This is a genomic window from Roseicyclus marinus (genome assembly GCF_030163795.1).
In the GTDB taxonomy this organism is placed as follows: Bacteria; Pseudomonadota; Alphaproteobacteria; order Rhodobacterales; family Rhodobacteraceae; genus Roseicyclus; species Roseicyclus marinus.
Genome location: NZ_JASJOF010000002.1, coordinates 172739 through 199538 on the forward strand (window position 1 = coordinate 172739; position 26800 = coordinate 199538).

Annotated in this window: 26 protein-coding genes; 1 reads left to right on the plus strand and 25 read right to left on the minus strand. The window is 66.3% G+C overall.

Features of this window, described 5'->3' with window-relative positions:
* Positions 1-9: 9 nt before the first annotated feature.
* The 18 genes from QQK63_RS03695 to QQK63_RS03780 all read right to left on the minus strand — a co-directional run bounded on the left by QQK63_RS03695 (position 10) and on the right by QQK63_RS03780 (position 17974).
* The gene (locus tag QQK63_RS03695) at positions 10-771 is read right to left on the minus strand and encodes an HpcH/HpaI aldolase family protein (RefSeq protein ID WP_277827429.1); all 762 of its coding nucleotides are present in this window, start codon (positions 769-771) and stop codon (positions 10-12) included.
* A 78-nt stretch (positions 772-849) separates the two neighbouring features.
* Positions 850-1869: a FliM/FliN family flagellar motor switch protein gene (locus tag QQK63_RS03700; protein WP_277827427.1), complete on the minus strand. Its 1020-nt coding sequence runs from the start codon at positions 1867-1869 to the stop codon at positions 850-852.
* A 78-nt stretch (positions 1870-1947) separates the two neighbouring features.
* On the minus strand, positions 1948-4632 hold the full coding sequence (locus tag QQK63_RS03705; RefSeq protein WP_277827425.1) for an ATP-binding protein: 2685 nt from the start codon (positions 4630-4632) through the stop codon (positions 1948-1950).
* A complete protein-coding gene (locus tag QQK63_RS03710; protein ID WP_277827423.1) occupies positions 4632-4919 on the minus strand; it encodes a hypothetical protein in 288 nt (95 codons plus the stop codon). The genes QQK63_RS03705 and QQK63_RS03710 overlap by 1 nt, the downstream gene beginning before the upstream one ends.
* 10 nt (positions 4920-4929) lie before the next feature.
* Positions 4930-5325, minus strand: coding sequence for a response regulator transcription factor (locus tag QQK63_RS03715; RefSeq protein ID WP_277827421.1), 396 nt, complete (start codon positions 5323-5325; stop codon positions 4930-4932).
* Between the two features lie 173 nt (positions 5326-5498).
* Positions 5499-6191, minus strand: coding sequence for an RraA family protein (locus tag QQK63_RS03720; RefSeq protein ID WP_277827830.1), 693 nt, complete (start codon positions 6189-6191; stop codon positions 5499-5501).
* Positions 6192-6196: 5 nt separating this feature from the next.
* Positions 6197-6883: an alpha/beta fold hydrolase gene (locus tag QQK63_RS03725; protein ID WP_277827419.1), complete on the minus strand. Its 687-nt coding sequence runs from the start codon at positions 6881-6883 to the stop codon at positions 6197-6199.
* On the minus strand, positions 6880-8001 hold the full coding sequence (locus tag QQK63_RS03730) for a cobalamin-independent methionine synthase II family protein (RefSeq protein WP_277827417.1): 1122 nt from the start codon (positions 7999-8001) through the stop codon (positions 6880-6882). The genes QQK63_RS03725 and QQK63_RS03730 overlap by 4 nt, the downstream gene beginning before the upstream one ends.
* Positions 8001-8966 carry a cupin domain-containing protein gene (locus QQK63_RS03735; RefSeq protein WP_277827415.1) on the minus strand — a complete coding sequence of 322 codons (966 nt, stop codon included), beginning with the start codon at positions 8964-8966 and terminating at the stop codon, positions 8001-8003. Before QQK63_RS03735 ends, QQK63_RS03730 begins: the two co-directional genes overlap by 1 nt.
* On the minus strand, positions 8963-9964 hold the full coding sequence (locus QQK63_RS03740) for a nuclear transport factor 2 family protein (protein ID WP_277827413.1): 1002 nt from the start codon (positions 9962-9964) through the stop codon (positions 8963-8965). Before QQK63_RS03740 ends, QQK63_RS03735 begins: the two co-directional genes overlap by 4 nt.
* Entirely contained in the window at positions 9961-10986 is a 1026-nt protein-coding gene (locus tag QQK63_RS03745; RefSeq protein WP_277827411.1) for a LacI family DNA-binding transcriptional regulator, read from the minus strand. Before QQK63_RS03745 ends, QQK63_RS03740 begins: the two co-directional genes overlap by 4 nt.
* Complete coding sequence (locus QQK63_RS03750; protein WP_377134768.1) at positions 10983-11747, minus strand: SDR family NAD(P)-dependent oxidoreductase; 765 nt, start codon at positions 11745-11747, stop codon at positions 10983-10985. Before QQK63_RS03750 ends, QQK63_RS03745 begins: the two co-directional genes overlap by 4 nt.
* Positions 11747-12250, minus strand: a complete 504-nt coding sequence (locus QQK63_RS03755; RefSeq protein ID WP_277827407.1) for an ester cyclase — start codon at positions 12248-12250, stop codon at positions 11747-11749. Before QQK63_RS03755 ends, QQK63_RS03750 begins: the two co-directional genes overlap by 1 nt.
* Positions 12247-13557 (minus strand): histidinol dehydrogenase, encoded by a 1311-nt coding sequence (gene hisD, locus QQK63_RS03760; RefSeq protein ID WP_277827406.1) that lies wholly within the window; start codon positions 13555-13557, stop codon positions 12247-12249. The genes QQK63_RS03755 and hisD overlap by 4 nt, the downstream gene beginning before the upstream one ends.
* Before the next feature lie 25 nt (positions 13558-13582).
* On the minus strand, positions 13583-14635 hold the full coding sequence (locus QQK63_RS03765; protein ID WP_277827404.1) for an ABC transporter ATP-binding protein: 1053 nt from the start codon (positions 14633-14635) through the stop codon (positions 13583-13585).
* Between the two features lie 5 nt (positions 14636-14640).
* Positions 14641-15525: a carbohydrate ABC transporter permease gene (locus tag QQK63_RS03770; protein WP_277827402.1), complete on the minus strand. Its 885-nt coding sequence runs from the start codon at positions 15523-15525 to the stop codon at positions 14641-14643.
* A 15-nt stretch (positions 15526-15540) separates the two neighbouring features.
* A complete protein-coding gene (locus QQK63_RS03775; protein ID WP_277827399.1) occupies positions 15541-16563 on the minus strand; it encodes a carbohydrate ABC transporter permease in 1023 nt (340 codons plus the stop codon).
* A 154-nt stretch (positions 16564-16717) separates the two neighbouring features.
* The gene (locus QQK63_RS03780; RefSeq protein ID WP_277827397.1) at positions 16718-17974 is read right to left on the minus strand and encodes an ABC transporter substrate-binding protein; all 1257 of its coding nucleotides are present in this window, start codon (positions 17972-17974) and stop codon (positions 16718-16720) included.
* 186 nt (positions 17975-18160) lie between these two features.
* On the opposite strand from QQK63_RS03780, the gene QQK63_RS03785 reads away from it, so the two are divergent.
* The gene (locus QQK63_RS03785) at positions 18161-19240 is read left to right on the plus strand and encodes a nuclear transport factor 2 family protein (protein WP_277827395.1); all 1080 of its coding nucleotides are present in this window, start codon (positions 18161-18163) and stop codon (positions 19238-19240) included.
* A gap of 51 nt (positions 19241-19291) precedes the next feature.
* On the opposite strand, the gene QQK63_RS03790 is transcribed toward QQK63_RS03785, so the two are convergent.
* From QQK63_RS03790 to hydA, 7 genes are all read right to left on the minus strand, one after another.
* Positions 19292-20608 (minus strand): helix-turn-helix transcriptional regulator, encoded by a 1317-nt coding sequence (locus QQK63_RS03790; protein ID WP_277827393.1) that lies wholly within the window; start codon positions 20606-20608, stop codon positions 19292-19294.
* A 530-nt stretch (positions 20609-21138) separates the two neighbouring features.
* On the minus strand, positions 21139-22122 hold the full coding sequence (locus tag QQK63_RS03795) for an ABC transporter substrate-binding protein (protein WP_277827391.1): 984 nt from the start codon (positions 22120-22122) through the stop codon (positions 21139-21141).
* A 51-nt stretch (positions 22123-22173) separates the two neighbouring features.
* The gene (locus QQK63_RS03800) at positions 22174-23091 is read right to left on the minus strand and encodes an ABC transporter permease (RefSeq protein WP_277827389.1); all 918 of its coding nucleotides are present in this window, start codon (positions 23089-23091) and stop codon (positions 22174-22176) included.
* On the minus strand, positions 23088-24086 hold the full coding sequence (locus QQK63_RS03805) for an ABC transporter permease (protein WP_277827387.1): 999 nt from the start codon (positions 24084-24086) through the stop codon (positions 23088-23090). The genes QQK63_RS03800 and QQK63_RS03805 overlap by 4 nt, the downstream gene beginning before the upstream one ends.
* A 10-nt stretch (positions 24087-24096) precedes the next feature.
* The gene (locus tag QQK63_RS03810) at positions 24097-24429 is read right to left on the minus strand and encodes a hypothetical protein (protein WP_277827385.1); all 333 of its coding nucleotides are present in this window, start codon (positions 24427-24429) and stop codon (positions 24097-24099) included.
* Positions 24430-24515: 86 nt separating this feature from the next.
* On the minus strand, positions 24516-25337 hold the full coding sequence (locus tag QQK63_RS03815; RefSeq protein WP_277827383.1) for an ABC transporter ATP-binding protein: 822 nt from the start codon (positions 25335-25337) through the stop codon (positions 24516-24518).
* Positions 25337-26794 carry a dihydropyrimidinase gene (hydA, locus tag QQK63_RS03820; protein ID WP_277827381.1) on the minus strand — a complete coding sequence of 486 codons (1458 nt, stop codon included), beginning with the start codon at positions 26792-26794 and terminating at the stop codon, positions 25337-25339. Before hydA ends, QQK63_RS03815 begins: the two co-directional genes overlap by 1 nt.
* Positions 26795-26800 lie beyond the last annotated feature (6 nt).

A 26800-nucleotide genomic window follows, 5' to 3' on the forward strand; every position in this document is an offset into this window, starting at 1 on the left:
TGGCCCGGTTCATTCGGGGGTGAGGCCCGCCTTGGCGGCACGCGCGCCCGCCACGATCCAAGCCTGTTCGGAGGCGACGAACCACGCGTTCACGCCATGGACCGCAAGGGCGCGCCCGGCTTGGGCATCGGTGACGAAGGTCGCGTAGCCCTTGCCCGCGCCGCGCGCCGCCTGCCCCACATGGTCGAAGGCCGCGCGGAGTTCGGCGCTGGATTGATCGGTCTTGCCCAAGGCGACCGAGAGATCGGCGGGACCGAGGAACAGGGCGTCGATGCCGTCCACCGCCGCGATGGCATCGGCCGCGGCCACCGCTTCGGGGTCTTCGATCTGGGCGATGACCACGGTTTCCTCGGCCGAGCGGGCCAGAAGCGTGGCCATGTCCGTCCCGCCGAAACCCGCCCAGCGCGTGGAGCCGGCAAAGCCGCGCCCCTGCGGGCCGAACCGCGCGGCGCGGGCGATGCGCGCGGCCATGGCGGCATCCGTCACATGGGGCACGACGACGCCCGTCGCCCCCAGGTCGAGCGCCGCGCCGATCTGGTCGGGCGCGTCCGAAGGAACGCGCACCAGAAGCGGCAGGCCGGTGGCCCAGGCCAGCGCGCCGCAGGCATTCATCGCGGCGCGGTCGAAGGGCGCGTGTTCCCCGTCGAGGCAGACAAAATCGAGACCGGCATGGATCAGGATCTCGAGCACGTCGAGGGCCGGTGTCTTCATGAAAGTGCCGACCAGTGTTCGCCCCGCGATCAGGTCGCGGCGGAAGGTGGTGTGGCGCATATGACGGCCCCCTTTGTCTATCCCCGGAGGCAGAGTGGCGGCGCGCCCGCAACTTGGCAATCCGTCGTGGGCCCGTGGTCAGGGCGGCGCGGGATCTGGCGGCAGTGTCGGCAGTGGCGGCATCGGGGGTGTTGGCGCGGATTGCACCGCCAAGCCCGGTGGCGGAGCGGGTTCGGGCCGGGGCGTTGCACCGGCCCCGGCCGCGTCGCGGGCCGCAAGACAGATCGCGCGGCGACCGCCCTTTTGCCCCAACCGCCCCGTCGCCAGCGCACGGCCCCCCGGCGCCTCGAGCGTGACCGAGTGCAGATCGGCGGCGTCGAAGCGCATCAGATCCCCGACGGCGAGGCCCTGCACCTCGGCCAAGGGACGGCGCAGGCGCAGCAGAACCGCCTCGAGCGGGAGTTCCAGCGCCTCGACCATCCGGGTGCGCGCGGCGAGCCAGGACGGATCGGGGGAGATCTGCGCCCCATCGGGCCGGGAGGCCCCCATGGCGGTCGGATCAAGCGGGAGGACAAGGACAAGGGGCGCGCGCCGCGTCACCCCGTCGAAACCGACCGTGGCCGAGAGAAGGCGATAGTCGCCTTCGGGGAGCAGGAGCGCGACCTGACCGCGATCCCTGATCCGGCTGGCATAGGAAAACCGGGCAGGCCAGTCGCGGCCGGGGATCCCTGCCAGTTCGCGGCCGAGGGCTGCCAGCGCAAGATCGACGAAATCCCGCGCCAAGGCCTCGTCTATGCGGGTGACGGGGCGCGGCGACATTTCCACCGATTCGATGCGGCCAGTGGTCTGCACCTCGACCAACGCGTCGATCAGGCCATGGCCAAGGGCGATCAGGCCGCGCAGGCCCGCCGCATCCTCGATCACGGCCAAAAGCCCGCGTTCGGGCAAGGCGGAGAGGCAAGCGTCCAGATCGCACGGTGCGCCAAGGGCTGCATCACCGGGCACAAGGCCAAGCCCGTCGAACGGGGTTGCGGCATGGCGCAGGGCGCGGCCGAGCCCGCGCGCGGCCAAGGGCGCGGGATCGGGCCGGGCCGCGGGCGGCCGCCTGTGGGCCGCGATCTTGCGGCGCAGCACGGTGGGATCGACCGGGAATGTCATGCCTGCCAAAGCTCTTGCGACCGGGAAACAGGGCCCGACCCTGCCATGCCGAGGCTTAACAGGGCGTGAACGCCCCCGTCAGGCGGCGCGCAAGGCCCGGGCGGGCAGGCGCACCCGGAAGCGCACCCCGCTGTCACTGGGGATGTAGCTGAGACCGCCGCCCAGCCGCGCCATGATCTCGCGGCTGATGGCAAGCCCGAGGCCCGCGCCCGGTGCGCCCTTGGCGGTATCGGCGCGGGCGAATTTCTCGAAGATCAGGGCGCGTTGCCGGGTCGGGATGCCACTGCCGTTGTCGGCGAATTCCACCTCGACCCGGCCGGGACGCTGCTGGACGGAAATGGTCAGTTCGGGCCGGTCGGCGTCGCAATATTTCTGCGCATTCGAGATCAGGTTGATGAAGACCTGCGCCAGCCGGTCGGCATCGGTCCAGAGCGTGACGGCCTCGGCGGCGGGATCGCGGCGGATCGCGAGCTGTTCGGTGCCGACCTGCGCCCCCGCCGATCGGATCGCGCGGTCGAGCACGTCGCCAAGGCTGGTTTCGCCCTCATGCAGCGTGACGCGGCCATGTTCGAGAACGGCCAGGTCGAGCAGGTCGTCCAAAAGCCGCGTCAGCCGCAGGCTTTCGTCGTGGATGATCCGCGAGAACCGCGCGCGGGCGGCATCGTCGACCGGATCGGCCTGCATCAGGATTTCCGAAAACGCCCGGATGGAGGTCATCGGGGTGCGCAATTCGTGGCTGATCTGGCCGAGGAAAGCATCCTTTTGCCGGGAAAGCTCGGTCAGTTTGGCATTGGCTTCGCGCAGGCGCGCGGCGGTCTGGGCGAGTTCGGTCGATTTCGCCTCGAGCTGGCTGGAATATTCCATGATCTGGGCGGTTTCATCGGCAACCGCCAAGAGATCGCGGACCGAGACGCTGGCCCCGCCGATGATCTGGGCGACCATGGCATGGGCGGTCGCGGCCCCGACGGAACCGGCCATCTCGCGTTCCAGCCGTTGCAGGAAATCGGGTGTCAGATCTGGCAGGGTTCCCGGGCGTCCCTGCGTTTCGGCCGCCGCCTGAAACAGCCGGCCTGCCCGCCCTGCCCCAAGGATGCGCTGCGCCATGATCAAGAGGTCGTCGGCCATGCCCACGGCGCCTTGCCAGCCGTAAAGCGGGCGGGAATGGTCGTAGACATTGACGAATTGCGCGCCCTGCAGGCGTTCCAGGGGGCTCGGGAAGGACAGGAGCGAGCCGAGGATGAACAGGAGCGTGTTGACGCCGAGCGACAGGATCATCGCGGTCAGGAGCGGGTCGGTCGCCTGCAATCCCAGCGGTGTCGCGGGACTGAGCCAGCCGATGCCGAAAGGCCCGGCCTCGAGCACGGGCGTGATCAGGCCACCGGTTTCGGCGACATTGGGGATGAGCAAAAGCCAAGCCCAGATCGCAAAGCCCGAGCCGATGCCCAAGGCAGCCCCGATCCGCGTCGCGCCGCGCCACAAGATCCCCCCCAGAAGGGCGGGCAGGATCTGCGCCACGCCCAGAAAGGCGATCAGCCCGATATCGGCCAGCGCATCGGCCCCGCCCGACAGCCGGTAGTACCCATAGCCAAGGAACAGGACACCCCCGATGGACAGACGCCGCGCCATCAGGGCCACGCGCCGCATATCGCCCGACATCGGGTCGTCATGGCGCGTCAGGCGCAACCACAGGGGCATGATGATGTGGTTGGACAACATGGTCGAGAGCGCGAGGGCCGCCACGATCACCATCGAGGTGGCGGCCGAGAAACCGCCAAGGAACACGAGCAGGGCCAGACCCTGCTGGCCCATGCTGAGCGGCACGGTCAGCACGAAAAGGTCGGGGTTGCCCGAGGTCCCGAAGATCTCGAGCCCCACGACCGCGATGGGCACGACGAAGAGGCTGATGAGAAGGAGATAGAGCGGAAAGGCCCATGCCGCTGTCGCAAGGTGGCGTTCGTCCGAATTCTCGACCACCAGAACCTGAAACATGCGCGGCAGGCACAGGATCGCGGTCGCGGCCAGAACCGTCAGGCCGAGCCAGCGCGCCCCGTTCCAGCTGGCCTGCGAGACCGGGCTCGCCTCGATCCGGGCGAGCATGTCGGCGGGCCCGTCCGCGACACCCCAGACGACGAAAATCCCGACGGTCAGGATCGCGGTGAGTTTCACGATGGCCTCGAGCGCGATGGCCGAGACCAGGCCCGGATGCCGTTCGTTCACGTCGAGCGAGCGTGTGCCGAAGATGATGGTGAAAAGCGCCAGCCCCGCCGCGACCCAGATCGCGGTCTGTTCGGCATCAGGCGTGCCGAAGGCGCCGGGGCTGGCAAAGACCGAGAAGGAGAGCGTGACCGATTGCAGTTGCAGCGCGATATAGGGCGTCGCCCCCAGCACCGAGAGAAGCGTGACGAGCGCTGCCAAGGCACCCGATTTGCCGTAGCGGCTGGAGATCATGTCGGCGATGGAGGTGATGCGCTGCGCGCGCCCGATCCGGACCATTTTCCTGAGGAGCCAGAACCAGCCGATGAAGATGAGCGTCGGCCCGAGGTAGATGGTGAGAAATTCGAGCCCCGTGCGCACCGCCGATCCGACCGCGCCGTAAAAGGTCCAGGCGGTGGTGTAGATCGACAGCGACAGCGTGTAGGTGATGGGCGAGTTGAGCCAGCGCGCCTTGCCTTCGGCCGCGCGTTTCTCGGCCAGGAAGGCGATCCCGAAGAGCATCAGCACATAAAGGACGCAGACGGCGACCAGACCGTCGAAGCTGAGCATCAGGTGCCCCCCTCGCGGTCGGGATCGGGGGAGGCGGCGGCCGCATCGACACGTTCCGTCCGCATCAGCGCCCGGGACAGGAACCCTGCCACGACGATAAGGCCAAACCAGACGCTGAAATAATAGATGAGCCAGCCCGACAAGAGCTCGTCGGAGGCCGGGGCCTCGCCGCGGATGAAGCTGGGGCTGAAGAACAGGACGAGGCCCAACACCGGCAAGAGCCGCGCGGCATCTTGCAGCCGTGCCTGCCGGTAGGTCCGGCGTTCGAGGAAAAGCCGCCGCGCCACGATTGCGGCCCTAGCCCGCGCCGCGCGCGTGACCTGCGGGGTCCGCGGCCAGCCGGTCGATGGTCGCCACGAGATCGGCGTTGGAAAACGGTTTGGTGAGGTAGCCCGTCGCGCCCAGTTCCAGCGCGGTTTCGCGATCCTTGGCCTGACCGCGCGCGGTCAGCATCAGGATCGGCAGATCGGCTGTGGCCGCATCGGCGCGCAGGTCGCGCAGGATGTCGAGGCCGGAGCGACCCGGCAGCATGACGTCGAGCACGACCATGTCGGGCGCGACGCGTCGCACCGCGTCAAGCGCGGTCGCGCCATTGCCATGGCCCTGCACCTCCCATCCCGCGCGGGACAGGATGAAGGTGATGGCCTCGAGGATATTGCCCTCGTCCTCGATCAACAGGATCCGTCCGCCCACGGCTGTCCTCCCTCCGCCTTGGGTGGAGGGAGTGTGCAGCGCGGCGCGGGATTAGGCAATGGGGATGACGGACCGGCCAAGACGGAGGCGCGCGGGATGCCAAGTGGCCATCGGCGCGGGCCGAATGCCCGAGCCCGCCCATTGCAGCGCGACGCCTGTGCCCGTGGCAGGGGTCAGGTACGGGCTTTTTCGAAGGCGCTCCACGCCGCCTCGAAGGCTGCAAAGTCGAAGCCGGGTTGGCGCGCGGGATCGAGGATCAGGCGTTCGGTGTCCAGAAGCTTGCGGATCGCGCCGGCCAGCTGCGGCACGACCTCGGGCGGGATGACGAGCGCGCCGTGGCGATCGGCGTGGATCAGATCCCCCTGGGCGATGGTCAGGCCGAAGATGGTGACAGGCTCCCCGATGCTGCGGACATGGACGAAGCCGTGGCTGGGGCCGACAGAGCCCGCCACCACCGGAAAGCCGTCGGGCAGATCGCCGAGGTCGCGCATGACGCCATTGGTCAGTGCGCCCGACATGCCAAAGCCCTTGTGGATCGTGGTGTTCACCTCGCCCCAATAGGCGCCGATGCAATGGGGGTAATCGAGATCTTCGACCACGGCGACCGACGGTTTGGGGCCGTCGTGCATCGCCTTGTAATAGGCCATGCGACGGGCACGGATCACCTCGGGCGGCTCGGTTGGCGGGGCGAGCGCGGCGATCTGGGCGGTGACGGCAAAGCCCACGATGGCGCGGCCCGGTTCGGAACAGAGCATGGTGCCGCGGGTGAAGGCGGCAAAGCCGCGCTTGCCTTGGGCCACCTCGATGGCGTTGCAGACGGTGGGCGTGTCGACGCGCGACAGGAGATCGAGAAGTTCGGGGGTCAACGGGGTCATGGGTCAAGCCAGTCCTTGAATGTGGCCAGTGTCGGGCCGGGGGTTTCGAGCGGCGGCAGATGGCCCGCGCCGGGCACGATCACCAGCCGCGATTGCGGCATGAGGGCGTGCATCAGGTCATGCCGGTCGCGGGGGCAGAGCCGATCCTCCGCCCCCATCAAAACGAGCGCGGGGCCAGTGAAGCGGGCGAGCGTCGCGGTGCGATCCGCCCTGCCCTGCAAGGCGAGCGACTGGCGGCGGAACACATCGGGGCCGAGCGCCTTGGCCATGGCGAGGCAGAGGTCGAGCGTGGCGGTATCGCCCGCATCGGCGAGGTAATTGGGCTTGAGTTCATCGCGCATCACGCCCGTCAGATCGCCGGACAGGGCGCGCGCGATCTGGGGCGCGCGGCGGGCCGCGACCTCCGCACGCTCAGCGAGCGGATTGGTGTCGAGAAGGGCCAGACGTTCGACCCGCTCGGGTTCCTGTTCGAGCATCTCCATTGCCACGATCCCACCCATCGACAGGCCCGCCAGCGCGAAACGCGGCGGGGCGGCCGACAAGATCGCCGCCGCCATCTCGGGGATGGTGTCACCCGTCACCGGCAAGGCGTGATGCACCGGCCGGGGGGCCAGCGCATCGGGCAGGTCCCCCCACATGCGCGCGTCGCACATCATGCCGGGGATCAGGACAAGGGGTGTCATCCCGCCCGCCTTGCCCCCTCGGACAGGGTGGCGAGCTTGGCCCATGCGATCTCGGGATCGACCGCACCGAAGCCCGCGAAGGTACCGAAACCGCAATCGCTGCCCGCGATCACGCGGTCCTTGCCCACGATCTGGGTGAAGCGTTCCAGCCGCTGAGCGACCAGATCGGGGTGTTCGATGAAATTGGTGGTCGTGTCGACGGCACCGGGGACCAGCACCTTGTCGGACGGGATATCCCCCGCCCGGTCGCGGAAGACGGCCCATTCGTGGCCGTGACGCGGATTGGCGGTTTCGAACAGGACGTAGCGCGCGGGCACCCGCATCAGGAGCGGGAACATCGTGGCCATGTCGATGTCGCAGCAATGCGGCCCTTCGTAATTGCCCCAGCAGATGTGGAGCCGCACCCGGTCGGTCGGCAGACCGTCAAGCGCGCGTTCCAGCGCCTCGACATGGGTTTCCGCCACGGCCACGAATTCGGCATCGCTGAGATCCGTGAAAAGCATGTGCCGCGACAGCGCGAGGTCGGGACAATCGAGTTGCAACTCGAGGCCCGCGTCGAGGATCGTCTTGTATTCGTCGCGCATCGCATCGGCCAGCGCGGCGAGATAGGCGGCGCGGTCGGGGTAATGCGCGTTTTGCAAGAACAGCGAAATGACGCCCGGCGAGGCCGCGTTCATGAAGCCGCGTTCAACCCCGTGGGCGGCCATTGCAGCCTTGAGGTTGGCGATATCCTTTTGCAGCTCCCCCTGCCCTTTCGAGGTCACGGGGCCGGTGCATTGCGGGCGCGCGTAGGTCGGTGTGCCGCCCGATTTCGCCAGACGTTCCAGAAAGGTCGGGAACATCTTGAGATCGGCGGGTGCGTTGCGTTTGCTTTCGCCGGAAAAGCCGGTGTAGCGGTCCTTGACGTAGGTGGCGTAGCTGATCTTGGAGCATTCGCCGTCCGACACGATGTCGATGCCTGCCTCTTTCTGGCGGCGGACATTTTCCATCACGGCCTCGGCCATGCAGGCGTCGAAGGCATCCGCGTCATAATCCTCGCCGCGTTCGCGGGTGAAGAGGAAATCCACGACCTTCTGGCTGCGCGGCAGGCTGCCGACATGGGTGGAAAGAAGCGTCATCACAATCTCCGTGTCAGGCCGGCGGGATCATCGGTGTTGCGCACCCGGTAGAGCGAGGCCTCGCCCGTCATCGAAGGGGTGAGGCTGCGCGCGATGCCGGGGGGCACGGCCATGGTGTCGCCGGGGTTGAGAACGGCCGCGCCACCGTCCCAGGACAGCCGCCAATGGCCGCGCATGGGCATCAGCACCTCGTGCCGGTCGGTGGTGTAGGGCGTATCGGGGATCGAGCCGCGCGAGAGGAATTCGACCTCGAACCCGGGCCGGTCGCGCAAGATGCCGTCGGCGGCGATCACGCGGGCAGGCTGCCGGTCGGACAGCGCCATGAGGTCCCAGTAGCGGGCGACGAATTCGGGCACGACATCGGCGGTGGTGGGTTCGGGGAAAGCGGCCAGTTCCGCATCGGTCAGGAGCGGCATGGGGACCACCCCGTCGGGCAGGTTCTGGCCCTGCTTGGTATCGTAGAGCTTGCCGTTCTTGCCGAGGACAAGGCCATGATCGCGCGCATCCTCGATCACCTGCGGGGCCCAGATCACGCCGCCGCCCGCGTCATCGCCACCCAAAATGGCCATGATCATCCCGTAATCCGTGCCGATATTCTCGAAGCCACGGAAAATGCCGGTGGGAATGTTGAAGATGTCGCCCTCTTCCAGAACGACTTCGCCTGCGTTGCCCCAGCGGCCCCAGAAGAAACGCCAGCGTCCCTTGAGGACGAAGAACACCTCGGCGGTGCGGTGGCTGTGCAGGCTGTTGCGGCATTTGGGCGGCTGGCCTGCCGCACCGATGTTGAAGCCGGGTGTGTCGCGGATATGGACATGTTGATCGGGGCTTTCGCTGACGCCGCCGCCGATGATGGTGAAATTCTCCTTCTGGTTCGAGCCGGGGGTATGGGCGTCGATGAAGGCGGTCTTGCAGGGTCTCAGATCGCCGTAGCGGACGATGCGGGCTTCCATCTCTTGCGGGGTCATTCCGTGTCACCTGTGTGTAGTAGGATTTGTTTCCAGATCGCGATTTCGTCCCAGAGCGCGCATTCACGGCGCAGCCCCCCGGTCTCGCGCGGGCCGTCCGGTCCGAAGGGGCCGAATTCGGCATGGGCCATGCCCATGACATGGACGCGCGCGCCCGTGGGCGGGCCGAAGGCGCCCCAACCGTCATGGATGCCGTCAAGCGACCAGCGGATCGCGGCGCGCGGCGGCATCATCCCGCCCTCCATCCCGATCACGTGGTGGATGGTGAAGCGCGCCGAGGGGAAGGAGGCGCGCAGGGCCATCCAGCTGTCGGCGATGGCACGCGCGCCGACCAGATGCCTGCCGCCCGCGTGGTCCGCCTGTGCGGCGCGGTCGTGGCTGTCAAGCACATGGGCCAGATCGCCCGCCATGATGCGGGTCAGCGTTTCGGCATAGCGCGTGCCCCATGGATTGTCGTTGCCGCGCCCGGTGTAGGGGCCGGGGCAATCGGCATCGGGGGTGAAGGGGCGGCGAGCCTTGTCCGGTCCGCCCGCCCGCATGATGAGGGCGCGGGCGAAATCCCGGGGATCGCCGCCCAGTTGACGGATCAACCCGCCATTGTCGCGCACCAGCCATTCGTCGTCGATGATATCGCCGCGCGCCGCGCAATCGGCGATGACGCGCACGGCGAACCGCCGCCCCGTCGCGGCCCCGAAATAGCCGTCGCCCGTATGGGTGCCGGTGGAGAGGATCCGGTGGGAGGAGAGGTAATGCCCATCGGTTTCGGACCAGATCACATCTTCGCCCAGCAATTCGCGGTCGGGAAATTCATGCAGCGTCGCCATGGTCGAGGCGATGACGCCCGCATTGCCGGTGGCGACCCCCATCGGCGTGCGCACCGGGATGTCGGGTGCGTACCAATGGTCGAGGCCCGCGATGTCGCGGCCTTCCCAGATGTCGCGGGTGATCCCGAGGATGTAATGGGGGAAATCGCTCCAGCGGTTCGAGAAGCCCTTCATGGCTTGTATCCTTGGGGTATGCGGGCCGAGCGGCGCACCATCAGCGGGCCGTCGATGCGGGTTTTCTGGGGGCTGGCCGTGCCATCGATCAGGCCAAGGATGGCGGTCGTGGTCGCCTCGACCATGCGGTTCACGGGTTGGCGGATCGTGGTGAGGTCATAGGCGGGCCAAGCCGCCATCGGCACGTCGTCATAGCCCACGATCGAGATCTCGCCCGGCACGTCGAGACCGAGGCCGAAGCGCAATTCATCCATCACGGCGAAAGCCATGTGATCGTTGCCGACAAAGATCGCGTCGGGCCGGTCGGGACCTTCGCACATGGCGCGGGCGGCGGCGGCAGCGGTGTCGCGCGCAAACATGCCGTCGACCATCGCCACGGGGGCGAGGCCTGCGGCGGCCATCGCCTGCCGGAACCCTTCGGCGCGGTCGCGGCCGGTCGATGACCCCTGCCAGCCCATGACATGGGCGATGCGTTCATGCCCGCCCGCGATCAGGAATTCGGTCGCGCGCCGCCCACCCGCGACATTGTCCGACGTGATGTCGGTCAGCCGCGCGTCATCCTGCCCGCGGTTGAAGTTCACGACCGGGATGCCCAGCGCCAGAAGCCGCGCGGTCAGGTCGTTGGACATGGAGACGGAGGCGGTGATGATCCCGTCGACGCGGTAATCGATCAGTTCCTGCACCACCTCGGCCACTTTCTCGGTCGAGTTCTCGGCCATGAAGACGAGGATGTGGTAGCCGCGATCCTGAAGCGCGCGGCTGAGGCGTTCGAGCGCCATGGGGTAGAACTGGTTTTCGAGATAGGCGACGACGAGCCCGATGATGCGGGTGCGGCCCGTGATCATGGCGCGCGCCAAGGGATCGGGGCGATAGCCCAGTTGTTCGGCCGCCGCGCGCACCTTGGCCACGGTCGCCTTGCTGGCGGAGGCACCGGGGGTGAAGACGCGGCTGACCGCCGATTGGCTGACGCCTGCAAGGCGCGCGACATCATGGGCGGTGACCTTGGCGGGCGCGTCGCTCATTCGGCGGTCCACCCGCCGTCGACGATCAGATGGGTGCCGGTGATCAGTGCCGCTGCGGGCGAGGCGAGAAAGACGACCGGCCCCATGATATCGGCGATCTCGCCGACGCGGCCGAGCTTGATCTTGGACAGGATCCACGCCTTTTTCGCCGGGTCCTTGAGCGTTTGTTCGCCAAGGGGCGTCCGGATGAAGGTGGGGCAGATCGTGTTGACGCGGATGCCCTGCGGGGCCCATTCGAGCGCCATGGCCTTGGTCATCCCCTCGATCGCGTGCTTGGAGGCGCAATAGACGCTGCGGTCGGGGCCGCCGACATGGCCCATCTGGCTGGAGATATTGATGAGGCTGCCGGGTTTACCCGCATCGATCAGGCTGCGCGCCACGGCACGGGTCAGGAAATGCGCGGCCCGCAGGTTCAGGCCCATGACGGCGTCGAAATCCTCGGGCGTGGTGTCGAGCGCGGGGGCGTGGCGGGCGAGCCCTGCCGAATTGACGAGGATGTCGAAGGGGCCATGATCCGCGACGGTCTTGGCCGTGGCGGCGATATCGGTGATGTCGAGGACGAGCGCCTGCGCCTGCCCGCCCGTGGCGCGGATCGCATCGGCCACGGCATCGAGTTCGGCCTGACGGCGGGCGACAAGCGTCACATGCGCCCCGGCCCCTGCCAGCGCGGCTGCAGCGCCAAGCCCGATGCCGGAGGAAGCACCCGTGACGAGCGCGCTGAGACCATCGAGCCGGAAGGAGGGGGTTTGGGGCAGATCGATCATGTCCCCTCCGGCGCGGGCGGGGTGGCGCGGCCCTCGTCATAGGCTTCCCAGCCTTCGCCGCCAAAGACATCGCGGCCAAGCTGGAACAGAACCTCGGCGAAATCGACGAAAACCGGGTTGTCGGCGATGCGCCCCTCCTCGATGCGCCAGAAATCCATGTAGGGGATGCGCACGCGCTGACCCGTCGGCGCGATCCCCATGAAGGGGCCGGAATGGGTCGCCGCGATATGCCCGAAACAGGCGGCCCAATCGCCATCCGCGATCATCTGTTCGGTCTTGTAGACACGCTCGGTAAAGGCCGCGCGCAAGGGGCGTTGCCAGTTGCGGCGAAACTCCTCCAAGCCCCGCTTGGTCCCCGAGCCGCGATTGCCGCGCCACAGGAAATCCGGTGTGAAATGGGGCGTCATGTCGGTCTCGCCGCGGCCAAGCGCCTCCTCCATCGCGCGGACTGCGGCGAGGGAAGCCCGGCTGCGGGCCATGTGTTCTTCCGCGTCGGTCATTCGGCGGCGACCCCGTAGGGCACGTTGCGCCCACCGTAGCGGCGCACGCGGATGTTGCATTGCTCGGCATGGCCCACGAAGCCTTCGAGCATGCAGAGCCGCGAGCCGTATTCGCCCACCATCGCCGCCGCCGCATCGGTCGTGACGCGCTGGTAGCTGTGGGTCTTGAGGAACTTGCCCACCCAGAGCCCGCCGGTATAGCGACCGGCCTTTTTCGTTGGCAGGGTGTGGTTGGTGCCGATGACCTTGTCGCCATTGGCGACATTGGTGCGCGGCCCGAGGAACAGCGCGCCGTAGCTGTGCATGTTCTCGAGATACCAGTCATCGCGGTCGGTCATGACCTGCACATGTTCATAGGCCATGTCATTGGCGACCTTGAGCATCTCGTCATGCGTGTCGCAGACGATCACGTCGCCATAATCGCGCCAGCTGACGGCGGCGGTGTCGCGCGTGGGCAGGATGGTCAGCAGGCGGTCGATTTCGGCCAGCGTCGCCTCGGCCAATTTGCGGGAATTGGTGATAAGGCAGGCGGGCGAATTGTAGCCATGCTCGGCCTGCCCCAGAAGGTCGGTGGCGCACAGTTCTGCGTCGACGGTATCGTCGGCGATCACCATGGTTTCGGTCGGACCGGCGAAAAGGTCGATGCCCACGCGGCCATAAAGCTGCCGCTTGGCCTCGGCCACATAGGCATTGCCGGGGCCCACCAGCATGTGGACGGGTTCGATCGTCTCGGTCCCGATCGCCATGGCGCCGACGGCCTGGATACCGCCCAGCATGTAAATCTCATGCGCGCCGCCCATGTGCATGGCGGCGACGATGGCGGGATGGGGTTCGCCCTTGACCGGGGGGGCGCTGGCGACGATGCGCGGCACACCGGCGACCGAGGCCGTCAGCACCGACATATGCGCCGAGGCGACCATGGGAAACTTGCCGCCCGGCACGTAGCAGCCGACCGATTGCACGGGGATGTTCTTGTGGCCGAGGATCACGCCCGGCAGCGTTTCGACCTCGATATCGGTCATGGAGGCGCGCTGCGCCTGCGCAAAGCGGCGGATCTGGTCCTGCGCGAAGCGGATATCCTCCATGTCGCGGGTCGACACGCGGTTCACCGCTGCCTCGATCTCCGACGTGGTCAGGCGGAAGGCGGGCCGGGTGACGCCGTCGTATTTCTGGCTCAGCTCCGATATGGCGGCATCGCCGCGCGCCGCGATATCGGCCAAGATCCCTTCGACCGTGGCCCGAACGGCGGCGTCATCCTCGGCGCGTTCGGCTTCGGGTTTGCCGGATTTCAGATGCGTGATGGGCATGTCTGTCTCTTCCTTGGCAGAACGATCAGGGGCGTTCGATTCGCTGGCCTGTGGCCGCGTCGAACAGGTGGCAGATATCGGCCGGAACATGGGCGGCAATGGGCTGTCCGATCTGGGCCATGAAATCCTTGGCGGCCTTGATGGCGACCAGCGCGCCGCCGGCCTGAACGGTGGCCATGGAGGCATCGCCCAGAAGTTCCATCGAATAGACGGGGGCAGCGATTTCACCGGTGTCGGCGATGCGCGCATCCTCGGCCCGGAAGCCCAAGGTGACGGGGCCATCGGCGATGCCGCCGAAACCGGGGATGCGGACGCGATCCGCCTCGAACACGCCGCCGGTCATCCGCCCCTCGATCAGGTTCATCGCCGGGCTGCCGATGAAGCCCGCGACGAAGGTGTTGGCGGGCCGGTCGTAGATGTCGAGCGGTGTTCCCACCTGCTGGACCGCGCCCTTGTTCATCACCACGACCCGGTCGGCGAGCGTCATCGCCTCGATCTGGTCGTGGGTGACGTAGATCGTCGTGGTCTTGAGTTCGTGGTGCAGGTTCTTGATCTGCGCCCGTGTCGAGACGCGGAGTTTCGCGTCGAGGTTCGACAGGGGTTCATCCATCAAGAAGACCTTGGGCTTTCTGACGATGGCGCGCGCAAGCGCCACACGCTGTCGCTGCCCGCCCGACAGGGCCGCCGGTTTGCGCTGCAAGAAATCGTCGAGTTCCACCGTGGCCGATGCCCGCATGACACGTTCATGATGTTCGGCTTGCGGGATGCCGCGCACCTTGAGCGGGAAGCGGATGTTCTCGTAGACCGTCATGGTCGGGTAAAGCCCGTAGGACTGGAACACCATGGCGATGTCGCGGTCTTTCGGTTCCAGATCGTTGACGCGCGCGCCGCCGATCAGGATGTCGCCCTCGGTCGTGTCCTCGAGCCCCGCGATCATGCGCATCGTCGTGGTCTTGCCGCAGCCCGATGGCCCGAGCAGCACGAGGAATTCCCCGTCCGCGATATGCAGGTTCATGGTCTGCACACCGACAAAGGTGCCCCAGCGTTTGGACAGGTTCTGCAACTGGATATCGGCCATGTCTGTTATCCTTTCACGGCGCCGGCGGTCAGGCCGCTGACGATTTGGCGCTGGAAGAACATCACGAGGATGAAAAGCGGTGCGGTGACCGACACGACCGAGGCGACGGCGAACATCACGTTGCCCCGCGTCTGGGTGGTGCCAAGGAAGCTTTCGATCTTGGGCACCATGGTCAGGTTCTCGCGGCTGAGGAGCATCGAGGTGACGGCGAAGTCATTGTAGGCAAGCAGGAACGAAAACAGCCCCGTGGTGATGACGCCCGGCCACATCACCGGGATGATCACATGCCGGAACGCCTGGAACCGCGAACAGCCGTCGACCATGGCGCTTTCGTCCAGATCCTTGGGGATGTTGCGGAAGAAGCTGGTCAGCATCCACAGGGTAAAGGGCTGGTTGATCGCAACCAAAACGATGATCGTGGTCGGTAGATGCCCCCAGAGGTTCCATTCGAAGAAGGGCAACAGGTAGCCCGACACGAGCGTGATCGGCGGCATGGCGCGGAAGACCAGGGCGATGATCAGGAGCCAGAAAGCGTAGCGATAGGGCGAGCGCGACAGCGCGTAGCCCCCGAGCGTGCCGAAGGTCAGCGAGATGACTACGACCGACACGGTGACGATCACGGTATTGAGGCCCGCGCGCCAGAATTCTTCCTGCACCCAAGCCCCGTAATAGCCGTCGCCGGTGAAGGGCGCGCCGGTCTCGGCCTCGGTCAGGGTGCCGGAGACGGCATTCATCCAGTCAGCGCGGGAAAAGAAATCACCCTCGACCTTGAAGGAGCCCCAGAGCGTCCAGAGAAACGGAAAGGCCGCGAGGATCAGCCAGAAGACGAGGAAGGCCCCAAGCGCAAGACGAAGGCTGGCGGGACGACGATCGGCGACGGTGGTGGACATGTGCGTGTTCCCCTCTCAGGCCTTGCCGAAACTGCGCCAGGTGCGCACGAGGACCGGCGACAGCAAGATCACGATGCCGATGATCGTCAGCACCGAGGTCGCCGCCGCGGACGACAAAAGCCGCGTTTCCCCGCCAAGGTCGGAATAGATGAAATAGCTCAGCGATTGTGCATGGGCGCTGGCCTGAAAGCTGATGATCGGCTCGAAGACCCGGAAATTGTCCATGATCTTGATCAGCGCCATGAAGGTCGTCAGCGGCAGGAGATGGGGCAGCATCACGTAGCGGATGCGCTGCCAGCGCGTCGCCCCGTCAATCATGGCCGATTCCAGCGTGTCCTGCGGCACCGTCTGAAGCCCCGCGTAATAGACGACGAAGGCGAAGGGGGCGGATGACCAGATGCCGTAGACGATCAGCATCACCCACATCATCGGGGTGGAGGCCTTGACCGACAGGTCGGGATCGCCGCTGAGGTACTGGAAAAAGGCGCCCAGAACACCGCGGCTGTCGATCATCCAAAAGAGGATCAGACCCCCGACGAGCGGCGTTACGATCATCGGCAGGAGCGAAAAGAAAATGGTCGGCCCGCGCAGGATGCGGGGCAGCGCATTGACCGACAGCGCGATGACAAAGCCCAGCATCAGCGAAAAGGGCGTCACGAGGAAGGTATAGGTCAGCGTGAAGGACAGCGCGCCGTAGAACGGCAACCCCAGAAGCCGGGAGAAGAACGTGCCGAGATCGGGTGCGGCAGTCCAGAGCGCGCCGATTTCCGACACGGCCAGATGGGCGCGGTTGAAATAGATGTCGAGCCCGACGAACCGGCCCATCGGCTGCGCCTCGCGCAGCGCGCGGGTCGCCTCCTGATCGACGGTCGTGGTGGCGGTGCAGCCAAAGGGGCCGCAATTCTCCACCTCGATGATCACCTGTTCATGCGGCGCGTAGACCGACTGGATCAGGACCGAGACGATGGGGAACGCGATGAACAGAAGCATCGCGGTCGCCGTCGGCAGGAAGAACCAGAAAAAGCTGCGATGTTTCATGTCGGCTCCGGCTGTCTTCGGGGCAAGCGAAGCCCCTTGGCCTGCGCCCGCGATGGGGGCGGCGGCGGGAGTGCGGGCCAGTCACGGCCGCGGCGATCAAGTATCGGGAAGGCGCGTCGGCGGCAGGAACCCGCCGCCGACGCAAAGCCCAAGATCAGTTCAGGAAACCGCGCTCGCGGGCAGCCGAAGTATAGGCGGCCTCGACGGCTTCCAGCACTTCGGTGGCGCTGGCACGACCCTGAAGGAAGGGCGCAAGGTTATCGCCGAGCGCCGTGTGCAGCAGGCCCATGTAGGGCAGCATCGGATAGGGCTGCGCCTGCGCCGAGATGGTATCGAGAACACCAGAGGACACCGGCGTCGGCTCGTAGCCTTCGATCATCCAGACGGCCATCTGTTGCGTCTCGTCGTTCAGGAGATCGGGCTGGATCGCATGGGCGAGCGCGCGGAAGGTCGCCTCCGCATCGGCGTCGGAGGCGTTCTTGGCCACCGTCCAGCCATCCCACCACAGCGTCGTCGCGGGCACGCCGCTGTCACCGACCATCAGAGGGCCGCCGACGCGGGTGTTGGTGTGGACCTCGGGCGCGGAGCCTTCGGGCTCCATCAGGACCTGCGTGCGCGACCCCCACATGTTCATCAGCGCCACGTTGCCCGCCATCCATTCGGTCGAGGTGGCGTTGCTGTCATGGGTCAGGAAATCGGGGTTCATGTATTCGGTCAGGGCCGCCATCATCTCGAGCGCGGCAACGCCGGCCTCGTTGTTGATGGTCACTTCGGCCGAACCGGGCGCGAAGAACTGCCCGCCATGGCCAAGATACATGTTCACGAATTCCTGCGCGAGGTTCCAGCCCGAGGCATAGGCCCCGCCCACCGGATACTGCATCACGCCTGCGGCGCGAATCTGTTCGGCGGCGGCCAGAACTTCCTCGTAGGAGGTCGGAACGGCGATACCCAGATCGTTCAACACATCCTCGCGGTACACGAGGTGCTGCGCGTTGGCCATGAAGGCGACGGCCATGATGTCGCCGTTGATGGTGATCAGCTGGTGGGGCTGAAGTCCGTCGCCATAGGCCGCGACCAGATCGTTCAGCGGGCGGATCACGTCGTCGTTGATCAGCGCCACGATGGACGAGTTCGCGATGATGGCGCTGGTGTATTCGGGCGGCGTCGTCGACATGCCGGCCACGTTCAGCGTCTGGTGCTGCGAGGTGAGGTTGGCGTTCACCTCGACGCCGCCTGCCGCGCATTCGGCGGCACGGTCGGCGACGGCGCGGATCGCCGGGAATTCATTGCCGATGATGGACACGCGGCCTTCGGCGAAACCGCAATCGGCCAGCGCGGTCCCGGCCGTCATGGCCAGCGCGCTGCCCCCCAGAAGGGCCGAAAGCGTCAGCCCGCGAAGCGTCTTGTTCATGTCTTTCTCCCTGTACTCGGCGCCCGTTCGGTCCACGGCGTTCCCGACGGGGGAATCGCTTGCGCGGCTGGCTCCATGAAGAAGGCTCGGTGTTTTTGCATGCGTATGCAAGAAAAAAGTTGCGCGCCCCGCGGGCCTCGGACAAGGCTGCGCCGACAGGAGTGGACAGCCAGAGGAACCGCACCCGTGTTGTCAGATGGATTCGATCCCCATGCCGCGCCCGACAGCGCGACGCGCACCGCCTTCAAGGCCCGGCTTGACGCGCTGGCCGAGGCCCCGCAGGCCGGGATGGCCGCGGCGCTTGACCGGCTGGCGCGGCCCGATGCCCAGTGGCGCGCCGCCCACCCGATGAACGAGAGCGCGGGCAATGCGGCCGCCCTTCAGGCGATCTGGGCCCCGCTCAAAACCGCCCTGCCCGACCTCGAACGCCGCGACCTGATCCTTGTCGGGGGCAGCTACCTTGGCCGAACCTACATCGCGGCCATGGGCCATTATTGCGGCACGATGCGGGGCGATTGGTTGGGCATCCCCGCCACCGGAAAGACCGTGACGCTGCGCTATGGCGAGGTCTGGCAGATCGACGCGGCCGGTCATGTGGTGCAGGCCAACCTGCTTTGGGATGTTCTGGACGTGATGCGGCAGGTGGGTCTCTGGCCGCTTGCCCCGTCGCTCGGCGTGGAGGAGCCTTGGCAGGGGCCGATCACGGCGGATGGGTTGCGCCTGGACCTGTCCGACCCGGAAGATGGCCGCGCGAGCCTCGAACAGACGCTGGCCATGCACAAGTCGCTGGCCGAATTCGACGACAGGGGCCGCCTGTCGCGCGAGGCGCTGATCGCCATGCCCCAGCGCGACCACTGGCATCTCAAGATGATGTGGTACGGCCCTGCGGGCATCGGCACGACGCGCGGGCTGGACGGCTTTGTCGACGGCCACCAGTTGCCGTTCCGCATCGCGTTTAACAGGCCGCAAGGGACATTCGAAGAGGTCACCGCCGAACGCGCCCGCCATGGCGCGGGCCATTACATCCGGATCGGGGACGGCCACTATTCGGTCACGGGCGGCTGGCCCTCGGTCTATGCCATGCACATGGGGGGCGGGTTCTGCGGGATGCCGCCCACGGGCAAGCCGGTCTTCATGCGGGTGATGGATTTCTACCTGCACCATGAAGGGTTGATCCGCGAGAACTGGGTGCCGCTCGACATGCTGGACCTGTTTTGCCAGATGGGTGTGGATATGCTGGGCCGGTCGCTGAACGCCATCCGATAAGGGGCGTAATGCCGACACGCCCGGACGCCTGTCGCCTCATGGTCCCGGCGCTCAGCGCCGGGCCGCGCAATCCCGCCGGGGACACAGGTGGCAGCCCGGTCCGGCCGCGATGATCTCTGTCCCGGTGCCGGACGGTGCCGGTGTGACCAGCATCACCGCCTGCATCACCGGCACCGCCCCGAACCCCGCAGGCGCGACGGCCTGACTGACGGCCCAGACGCGAAACCGCGCGCCTTGCGGCATCTCGATCAGCCCCGCCTCGGGTTGGCCCGGTCGCGACAACGCCCGGTAGAGCGGCCAGAGCGGGCAACCCGCGCCGAACCGGGGAATGGAAAAGGCGGTCAGGCGGCGGCGAAAGATCAACGCGCCCGAGGCATCGCAGACCGCAAGGCCGAAGGGCGGCGGCCCCTCGCCCGCAGCACCCGTGCGCGGCAAGGTCGCAAGGCGGCGCAGGACAAGCGCCACATCGCCCTGCCCCAAGGCGAGCAGCGCGGCAGGGTCATGGCCCGCGGCCTGTGCGGCGGGCTGGATCACCGCAAGCGGCAGACGCGCGGCATCGGCGGCATAGGCGGCCAGCCACCGCTCGGCCAGCGCGCGCGTGGCGGGATCGTCCATCCCGGCCGCCCGGGCGAGCACCGCGGGAATGGCGGCGGCCCCCATCGCCTCGATCTGCGGGAAGTGATGGCCCGCGGCCTCGAACATCGCCTCAACCGTTTCGATCGGGGTCGAGGCAGCGCGGGGTCCGGTCTCTTCCTCGGCCTCGAAATGGCGCAACAGAGCCGTGGCGCGGACCGACAGACGCTCGGCCTCTTCGTGGAGGTTGCGGTGAAATCGGGCGCGCCACGCCGGGTCGATATCGGCTTCGCGCACGAGAATGTCGGCGGTCGACCGGATGGCGGCGACGGTCGACAGCACCTCGTGCATCGCATCGGCCAGAACCGGATCATGTCCCAGGCGGTCGCGCAACCCTTCGACCAGCGCCTCCAGCCCGGCATTGCGGCGTTGCTGCGCCGCGATCAGGCTTGCCCAACCGGGGTAGCGGCCTGCGAATTCGTCGATCCGGTCGGTTTCGGGCCCGCTGCCCGGGGCAACGGGAAGGCTCGATGCGGCAGACTGCAGGGCGTCTTGCAGGCTTGCATCCGCACCTTCGGATAATTGTGCGGGTTCCACGTCGAGCGCGCGGGCGATGGCGACCAGAAGCTTGCCACCGATCCGGCGGCGGTTGTGTTCGATCAGGTTCAGGTAGGAGGGCGAGATCGCGACGCGAAGGGCCAGATCGGCCTGTTTGAGCCCCATGACCAGCCGCCGTTCCCGGATGCGCGATCCGGTCAGCTGTGCGCGGCGCGGGGTGGAATGGGCCTGAACCATCGGGTCGCCTTGCGGGATTTGGGGCCTGATTGACAGGAAAATCCATGGTTGGTCTGGGTTTGTCCAGAGATTTACAAGCTGGGGCAGGACAGGTGCCCTGAAATGCACAGCAATTTAGGGATCGCATTGGCCACTGCCTGCCGCGCTGGCATGATGGCCGCAGGTGGGGGCGCGCCGGGACCGGAGGCCCCAGATGGTGAATTTTACCCTTCCGCCGATGGGACAGATCCCCGCGATCCCCGCTGCGGGGGCGCAGGCGGCAACGACAAGCCCGCCCGACCTGGGGACGCGCGCGGTGACGGCACCCGCCAAGGGCAAGATGCTGCGACATGATCCGGGGGGATCGCCTGCGCAACCCCTGCCCGCCAAACCCCCGCCCACACCGATCAAAGGCTTGGGGGTGGATCCACTCGACACCAGACAGGTGGGAGACCGGGACCGGCCACGCGCACTCGACCTCAGGCGCTGAAACGCACACGGCCCCGGACTATACCGGGGCCGTGGCAAGGAGTGTTGGCGAAAATGTGGGCTCAGTTGCCCAGCGCAGCCTCGGTCACCGCATGGGTCCATGCGCCCATGGGTTCGGTGGTGATGACGGCATCGCCGCCTTCCAGAAGGGTGCGCACCGTGCGCTCGTAGCTTTCGACATCGAGCGTGCCATTGCCGCCTTCGACCAGAAGCGCAACCTCGCCCATCATGCGCAGTTGATGCTCTTCGGTCTGGGCGCCGGTCTCGTCATAGTCGAGCACGATCATCGCAGCCTCGGTCGGGTTGGCTGCTGCCCATTCCCAGCCACGCATAGAGGCGCGGACAAAGCGGACCATCTTGTCGAAGAAGGCGGGATCCTCGAGGTTTTCCTCCAGCACCCAGATGCCGTCTTCCAGCGTGTCGACGCCGTAATCCGAATAGCGGAAGGTCACCAGTTCCTCGGGCGAGATGCCCGCATCGATGATCTGCCAGTATTCGTTGTAGGTCATGGTCGAGATGCAATCGGCCTGACGCTGCAGAAGCGGATCGACGTTGAAGCCCGCCTGCAACAGCGTGACGCCGCCTTCGGAGCCGTCGACCGGGATGCCCAGCTGGTTCATCCAGCCCATGAACGGGTATTCGTTGCCGAAGAACCAATGCGCGACCGTGTGGCCCGCAAGATCGGCGGGTTCCGCGATGCCCGCATCGGCCCAGCACGACAGCATCAGGCCCGACCGCACGAAGGGCTGGGCGATATTGACGACCGGCAGGCCGCGTTCACGTGCCGCCAGCGCCGAGGGCATCCAGTTCAGCATGGCATCCGCGCCGCCACCCGCCAGAACCTGCGGGGGTGCGATATCGGGGCCGCCCGGCAGGATCGTGACGTCGAGGTTCTCTTCCTCGTAATAGCCGTTCTCGAGCGCGACGTAGTAGCCCGCGAACTGCGATTGGGTCACCCATTGCAGTTGCAGCCGAACCTCGTCCTGTGCCTGCGCCGCGGTGGCCGCGAGGCCGAGGGCGATGGCCGGGATCAGTGTCTTTTTCATGGTTTCAGTTCCTCCTGTTGGTCTTGCTGTTGGTTTTGGTCTTTGGTGCCGTCACCCTCGCCGTTGCGAGGGATGCCAGAATGTCAGCCGTTTCTCGATCAGGGCCACCAGCCCGTAAAAGCCCGAGCCCGCCAAGGCCGCTACTGCGATTTCCGCCCAGACCATGTCCATGGCAAGGCGTCCCATCTCGATCTTGATGCGGAAGCCCATCCCCACGGTGGGAGAGCCGAAAAATTCGGCAACGATGGCCCCGATCAGCGCAAGGGTCGTGCAGATCTTCAATCCGTTGAAGACGAAGGGCATGGCGGTCGGCAGGCGCAGTTTCACGAGCGTCTGGCCGTAGCTGGCCGCATAGGTCCGCATGAGATCGCGCTGCATGGCGTCGCTGGCCTTCAGCCCCTGCACGCAATTGACCAGCATCGGGAAGAAGACCATGGCGACCACGACCGCCGATTTCGATTGCCAGCCGAAACCGAACCACATCACGAAAATGGGTGCTGTGCCGACGATGGGCAGGGCCGCGATGAAATTGCCGACCGGCAAAAGGCCCTTTTGCAAGAAGGGGGAGCGGTCGACGGCAAGTGCGGCAAGAAAGGCCGCGCCGCACCCCATGATATAGCCCGCCAGCGCGCCCTTGAGGATCGTCTGCTGGAAATCGGCCCAGAGCGTCGGCGTCTCCGTCACCATGCGCGCCCAGATCGCCGATGGCGCGGGCAGGATGACGAAGGAAATGTCGTAAAGCTGCACCGCCATCTCCCAGAGCGCGAGCAGCGTCACCCCGAAGAGGAGCGGGACGAAAAAGCGCGCACCCCTGCCACGCGCCCGCTCTGCGAGGACCGCATTGAGCGCCCACGCGCCGAACCAGACGGCCAGGATGAGTGCCAGCCTTGCGTCGGTCAGCGCCGCCAACGCGATCAACGCGGCACCGAGTGCAGGCAGACCCCATTGGGGGATGGCGGAGGCTCTCATGATCGCGCCCCCATCCGCTTGAGCACAATTTTTTCCAGCGCGCCGAGCAAGATCACAAGCGCCGCCGCACAGATGGCCGCCATGAAGAGCGCCGACCAGATCTGGATCGTCTGCCCGTAATAGCTGCCCGTCAAAAGCCGCGCACCAAGGCCGAACCGCGCCCCCGTGGGCAGTTCGGCGACAATCGTGCCGACCAGCGCGGCGGCGATCGACACCTTGAGCGAGGTGAAGAGGAAGGGCACCGAGGCCGGCAGCCGAAGTTTCCAGAAGGTCTGGCCCCGGCTTGCGGAATAGGTGCGCATCAGGTCGAGGTCGGTTGCCTGCGGGCTGCGCAGGCCAGCGACCATCCCGACGACGACGGGGAAAAAGCTGAGATAGGCCGAGATCAGCGCCTTGGGCACCAGAAGCTTGGTATCCTCGGATATCCAGCCTTGGGAGACGGCGTTGTTGAGGGCGGGAAGGTTCGACACCACGACCACGATGATCGGCGCGATGGCGAGGATCGGGATGGTCTGGCTGGCGATGGCCCATGGCATGACGCTCATGTCCATGGCGCGCGAATGGGTGATGCCGATGGCCAGCAGGATGCCGAGAAAGCTGCCGATGCCAAAACCGAGGATCGTGGGCCAAAGCGTGTGATAGGCATGGAAGACGAGGTTGCGGGGGTTGCCCTGCATTTCACCGCGCCGTTCACGCATCACGGGCTCGCCCACGGTGGTGGACCATAACTCGTCGAACACCTGATGCGGCGTGGGCAGGACGGGCCGTTCCTGGTTCATCGCGTCGGACACGATCTCCATCACGGTCAACTGGACGCCGCGGCGCTCCGCCTCGTCCAGCGTCCAGGCGCGGTTCATCATCACGCTGGCGGCATACCAGATGGCGACGATGGCCAGAACGATGGTCAGGACAGGCAGGACGGTCGAAGACAGCGCCGCGATCCAGCCTGCCGCGCCCGACCTGTCATTGGCCCCATATGCGGTTGCGGCACTCATGCCGCCGCTCTCAGCCCGGGCGTGTCGGCCAGACGATCAGCGCCACCGCAACGACACCGAGGACAAGGCCCATGGATTGCAGCATCCCCGGCCTTTCGCCGAACAGCACCATGCCGACACCCGCGGCCAGAACCAGTTGCAAGACCGCAGAGATCGAGATGGCTACTGCCATCCCCGTCTCGCGCATCAACCGGACCATGATGAGGTTGCCGATCGTGTAGAGCAGCAAGGCCCCGACCAGCAACGCAAGCTTGGGCGCGGCCACATAGCTCCGCAAGGCCGTGCTGCCGGTCAGGAAGACGACCATCGCCACGCCAAGCCAGGCGAAGAACCCTGCACTCATCCATCGCGCCTTTCGAAACGATCACGATGGCTTGTGCGCCGACACGACGGCCCGCGCGCGCCGGATTGCGACCTGCGGATGCGTCGTTAATCGTCATAGGCATGCCCCGCTCGCAGCCCTTCGCGGACACGATGGGCGATTGCCAGGAATTCGGGAGTGTCGCGGATGTCGAGCGGCCGCTCGCGCGGCAGGTCGCTTTCGATCACATCGGTGATGCGCCCCGGACGCGGCGACATGACGACGATCTTGGTCGACAAATAGACCGCCTCGGGGATCGAATGGGTGACGAAGCCGATGGTCTTTTCGGTGCGCGCCCAGAGCTTCAGAAGCTGTTCGTTCAGGTGATCGCGCACGATCTCGTCGAGCGCGCCGAAGGGTTCGTCCATCAGGAGGATATCGGCATCGAAGGCCAGCGCGCGGGCGATGGAGGCGCGCTGCTGCATGCCCCCCGAGAGCTGCCATGGAAATTTCTTGCCGAACCCTTCAAGATCAACAAGTCGCAGAACATTCCTCACGCGTTTTTCCTGCTCGGCGCGGTCAAAGCCCATGATCTCGAGCGGCAGGGCGACGTTCTTTTCGATGGTCCGCCACGGGTAAAGGCCCGCGGCCTGAAAGACATAGCCATAGGCGCGCTTGAGCCGCGCCTCTTCGGGCGTCATGCCGTTGACGGTGATGGTGCCGCCTGTGGGCTGTTCGAGCGCCGCGATCACGCGCAGAAAGGTGGTCTTGCCGCAGCCCGAGGGACCGATGAAGCTGACGAAATCCCCCTTGTCGATGGTGAGGGACACATCGCGCAGCGCCTGCACCGGCCCATCGGCAGTCTGGAACACAAGATCGAGGTTTTTTGCCGCAATCACGGGGCTTTGCGGGGCGGTATTCATCTCGATCGCGCGGGCGGCTTCGGCCATCACACCCCCGTTGCCGGAATGCCCGACCGCTCGACAGGCCGGGGTGCGGTCAGCTCTTTCCAGGTCGACAAGGCGCGGTTGACCGTGCCGTTGCCGGGACGCTTCACGAATTGCCCATGCCCTTCTTGTGTGCGGATTTCGCCGTCATGGACGGCAACATGTCCGCGCGTGAGGGTGAAGCGCGGCAGGCCCTTGACCTTGTGCCCTTCGAAGACGTTGTAATCGATGGCAGATTGCTGGGCGCTGGCGGTGATGGTCTTTTCCTTGGTCGGGTCCCAGACCACGATATCGGCATCTGCCCCCACAAGGATCGCACCCTTTTTCGGATAGCAATTCAAGACCTTGGCGATGTTCGTTGATGTGACGGCGACGAATTCGTTGGGGGTAAGCCGCCCGGTCGCAACGCCATGGGTCCAAAGCATCGGCATCCGGTCCTCGAGCCCGCCGGTGCCATTGGGGATTTTCGAAAAATCGCCGATGCCATAACGCTTCTGCTCGGTGGTGAAGGCGCAATGATCGGTCGCCACGACAGAGAGCGACCCCGACATGAGGCCCGCCCAGAGACTGTCTTGATGTTTCTTGTTGCGGAAGGGCGGCGACATGACGCGGCGGGCGGCATGGTCCCAATCGGGATGGAAATATTCGCTTTCATCCAGCGTCAGGTGCTGGATCAAGGGCTCGCCCCAGACACGTTTGCCCAAGGATCGCGCGCGCCGGATCGCCTCATGCGCGTCCTCCGACGAGACATGGACGACGTAGAGCGGAACACCGGTCATGTCGGCGATCATGATGGCGCGGTTCGTCGCCTCCCCCTCGACCTGCGCGGGGCGGGAATAGGCGTGGGCCTCGGGGCCGCTGTTGCCCTCGGCCAGCAGCTTTGCGGTCAGTTCGGCCACCACGTCGCCATTCTCGGCATGGACCATAGCGATCCCGCCCAATTCCGCCAGACGGCTGAAGGAGGCGTACATCTCATCGTCATTGACCATGAGCGCGCCCTTGTAGGCCATGAAATGCTTGAACGTGTTGATGCCGCGATCCTCGATCACGGGCTTCATCTCGTTGAAGACCTGCTCGCCCCACCATGTCACGGCCATATGGTAGGAATAATCGCAATTGGCGCGGCCCGCCTTGTTGTCCCACATCTGGAGCGCGTCGAGCAGCCCCTGACCCGGCGAGGGCAGCGCGAAATCGACAACCATGGTGGTGCCGCCCGAAAGGGCCGCGCGCGTACCGCTTTCGAAATCATCGGCGGAATAGGTGCCCATGAAGGGCATTTCGAGATGGGTATGGGGGTCGATCCCGCCGGGCATCACATAGCAGCCGGTTGCATCGAGCACCGTGTCGCCCGAAAGGTTGGGGCCGATCTCGGTGATGCGGCCGCCCTCGACCCGGACATCGGCGGTATAGGTCAGATCGGCGGTAACGATGGTGCCGCCCTTGATAACCGTGCTGCTCATCCGTGG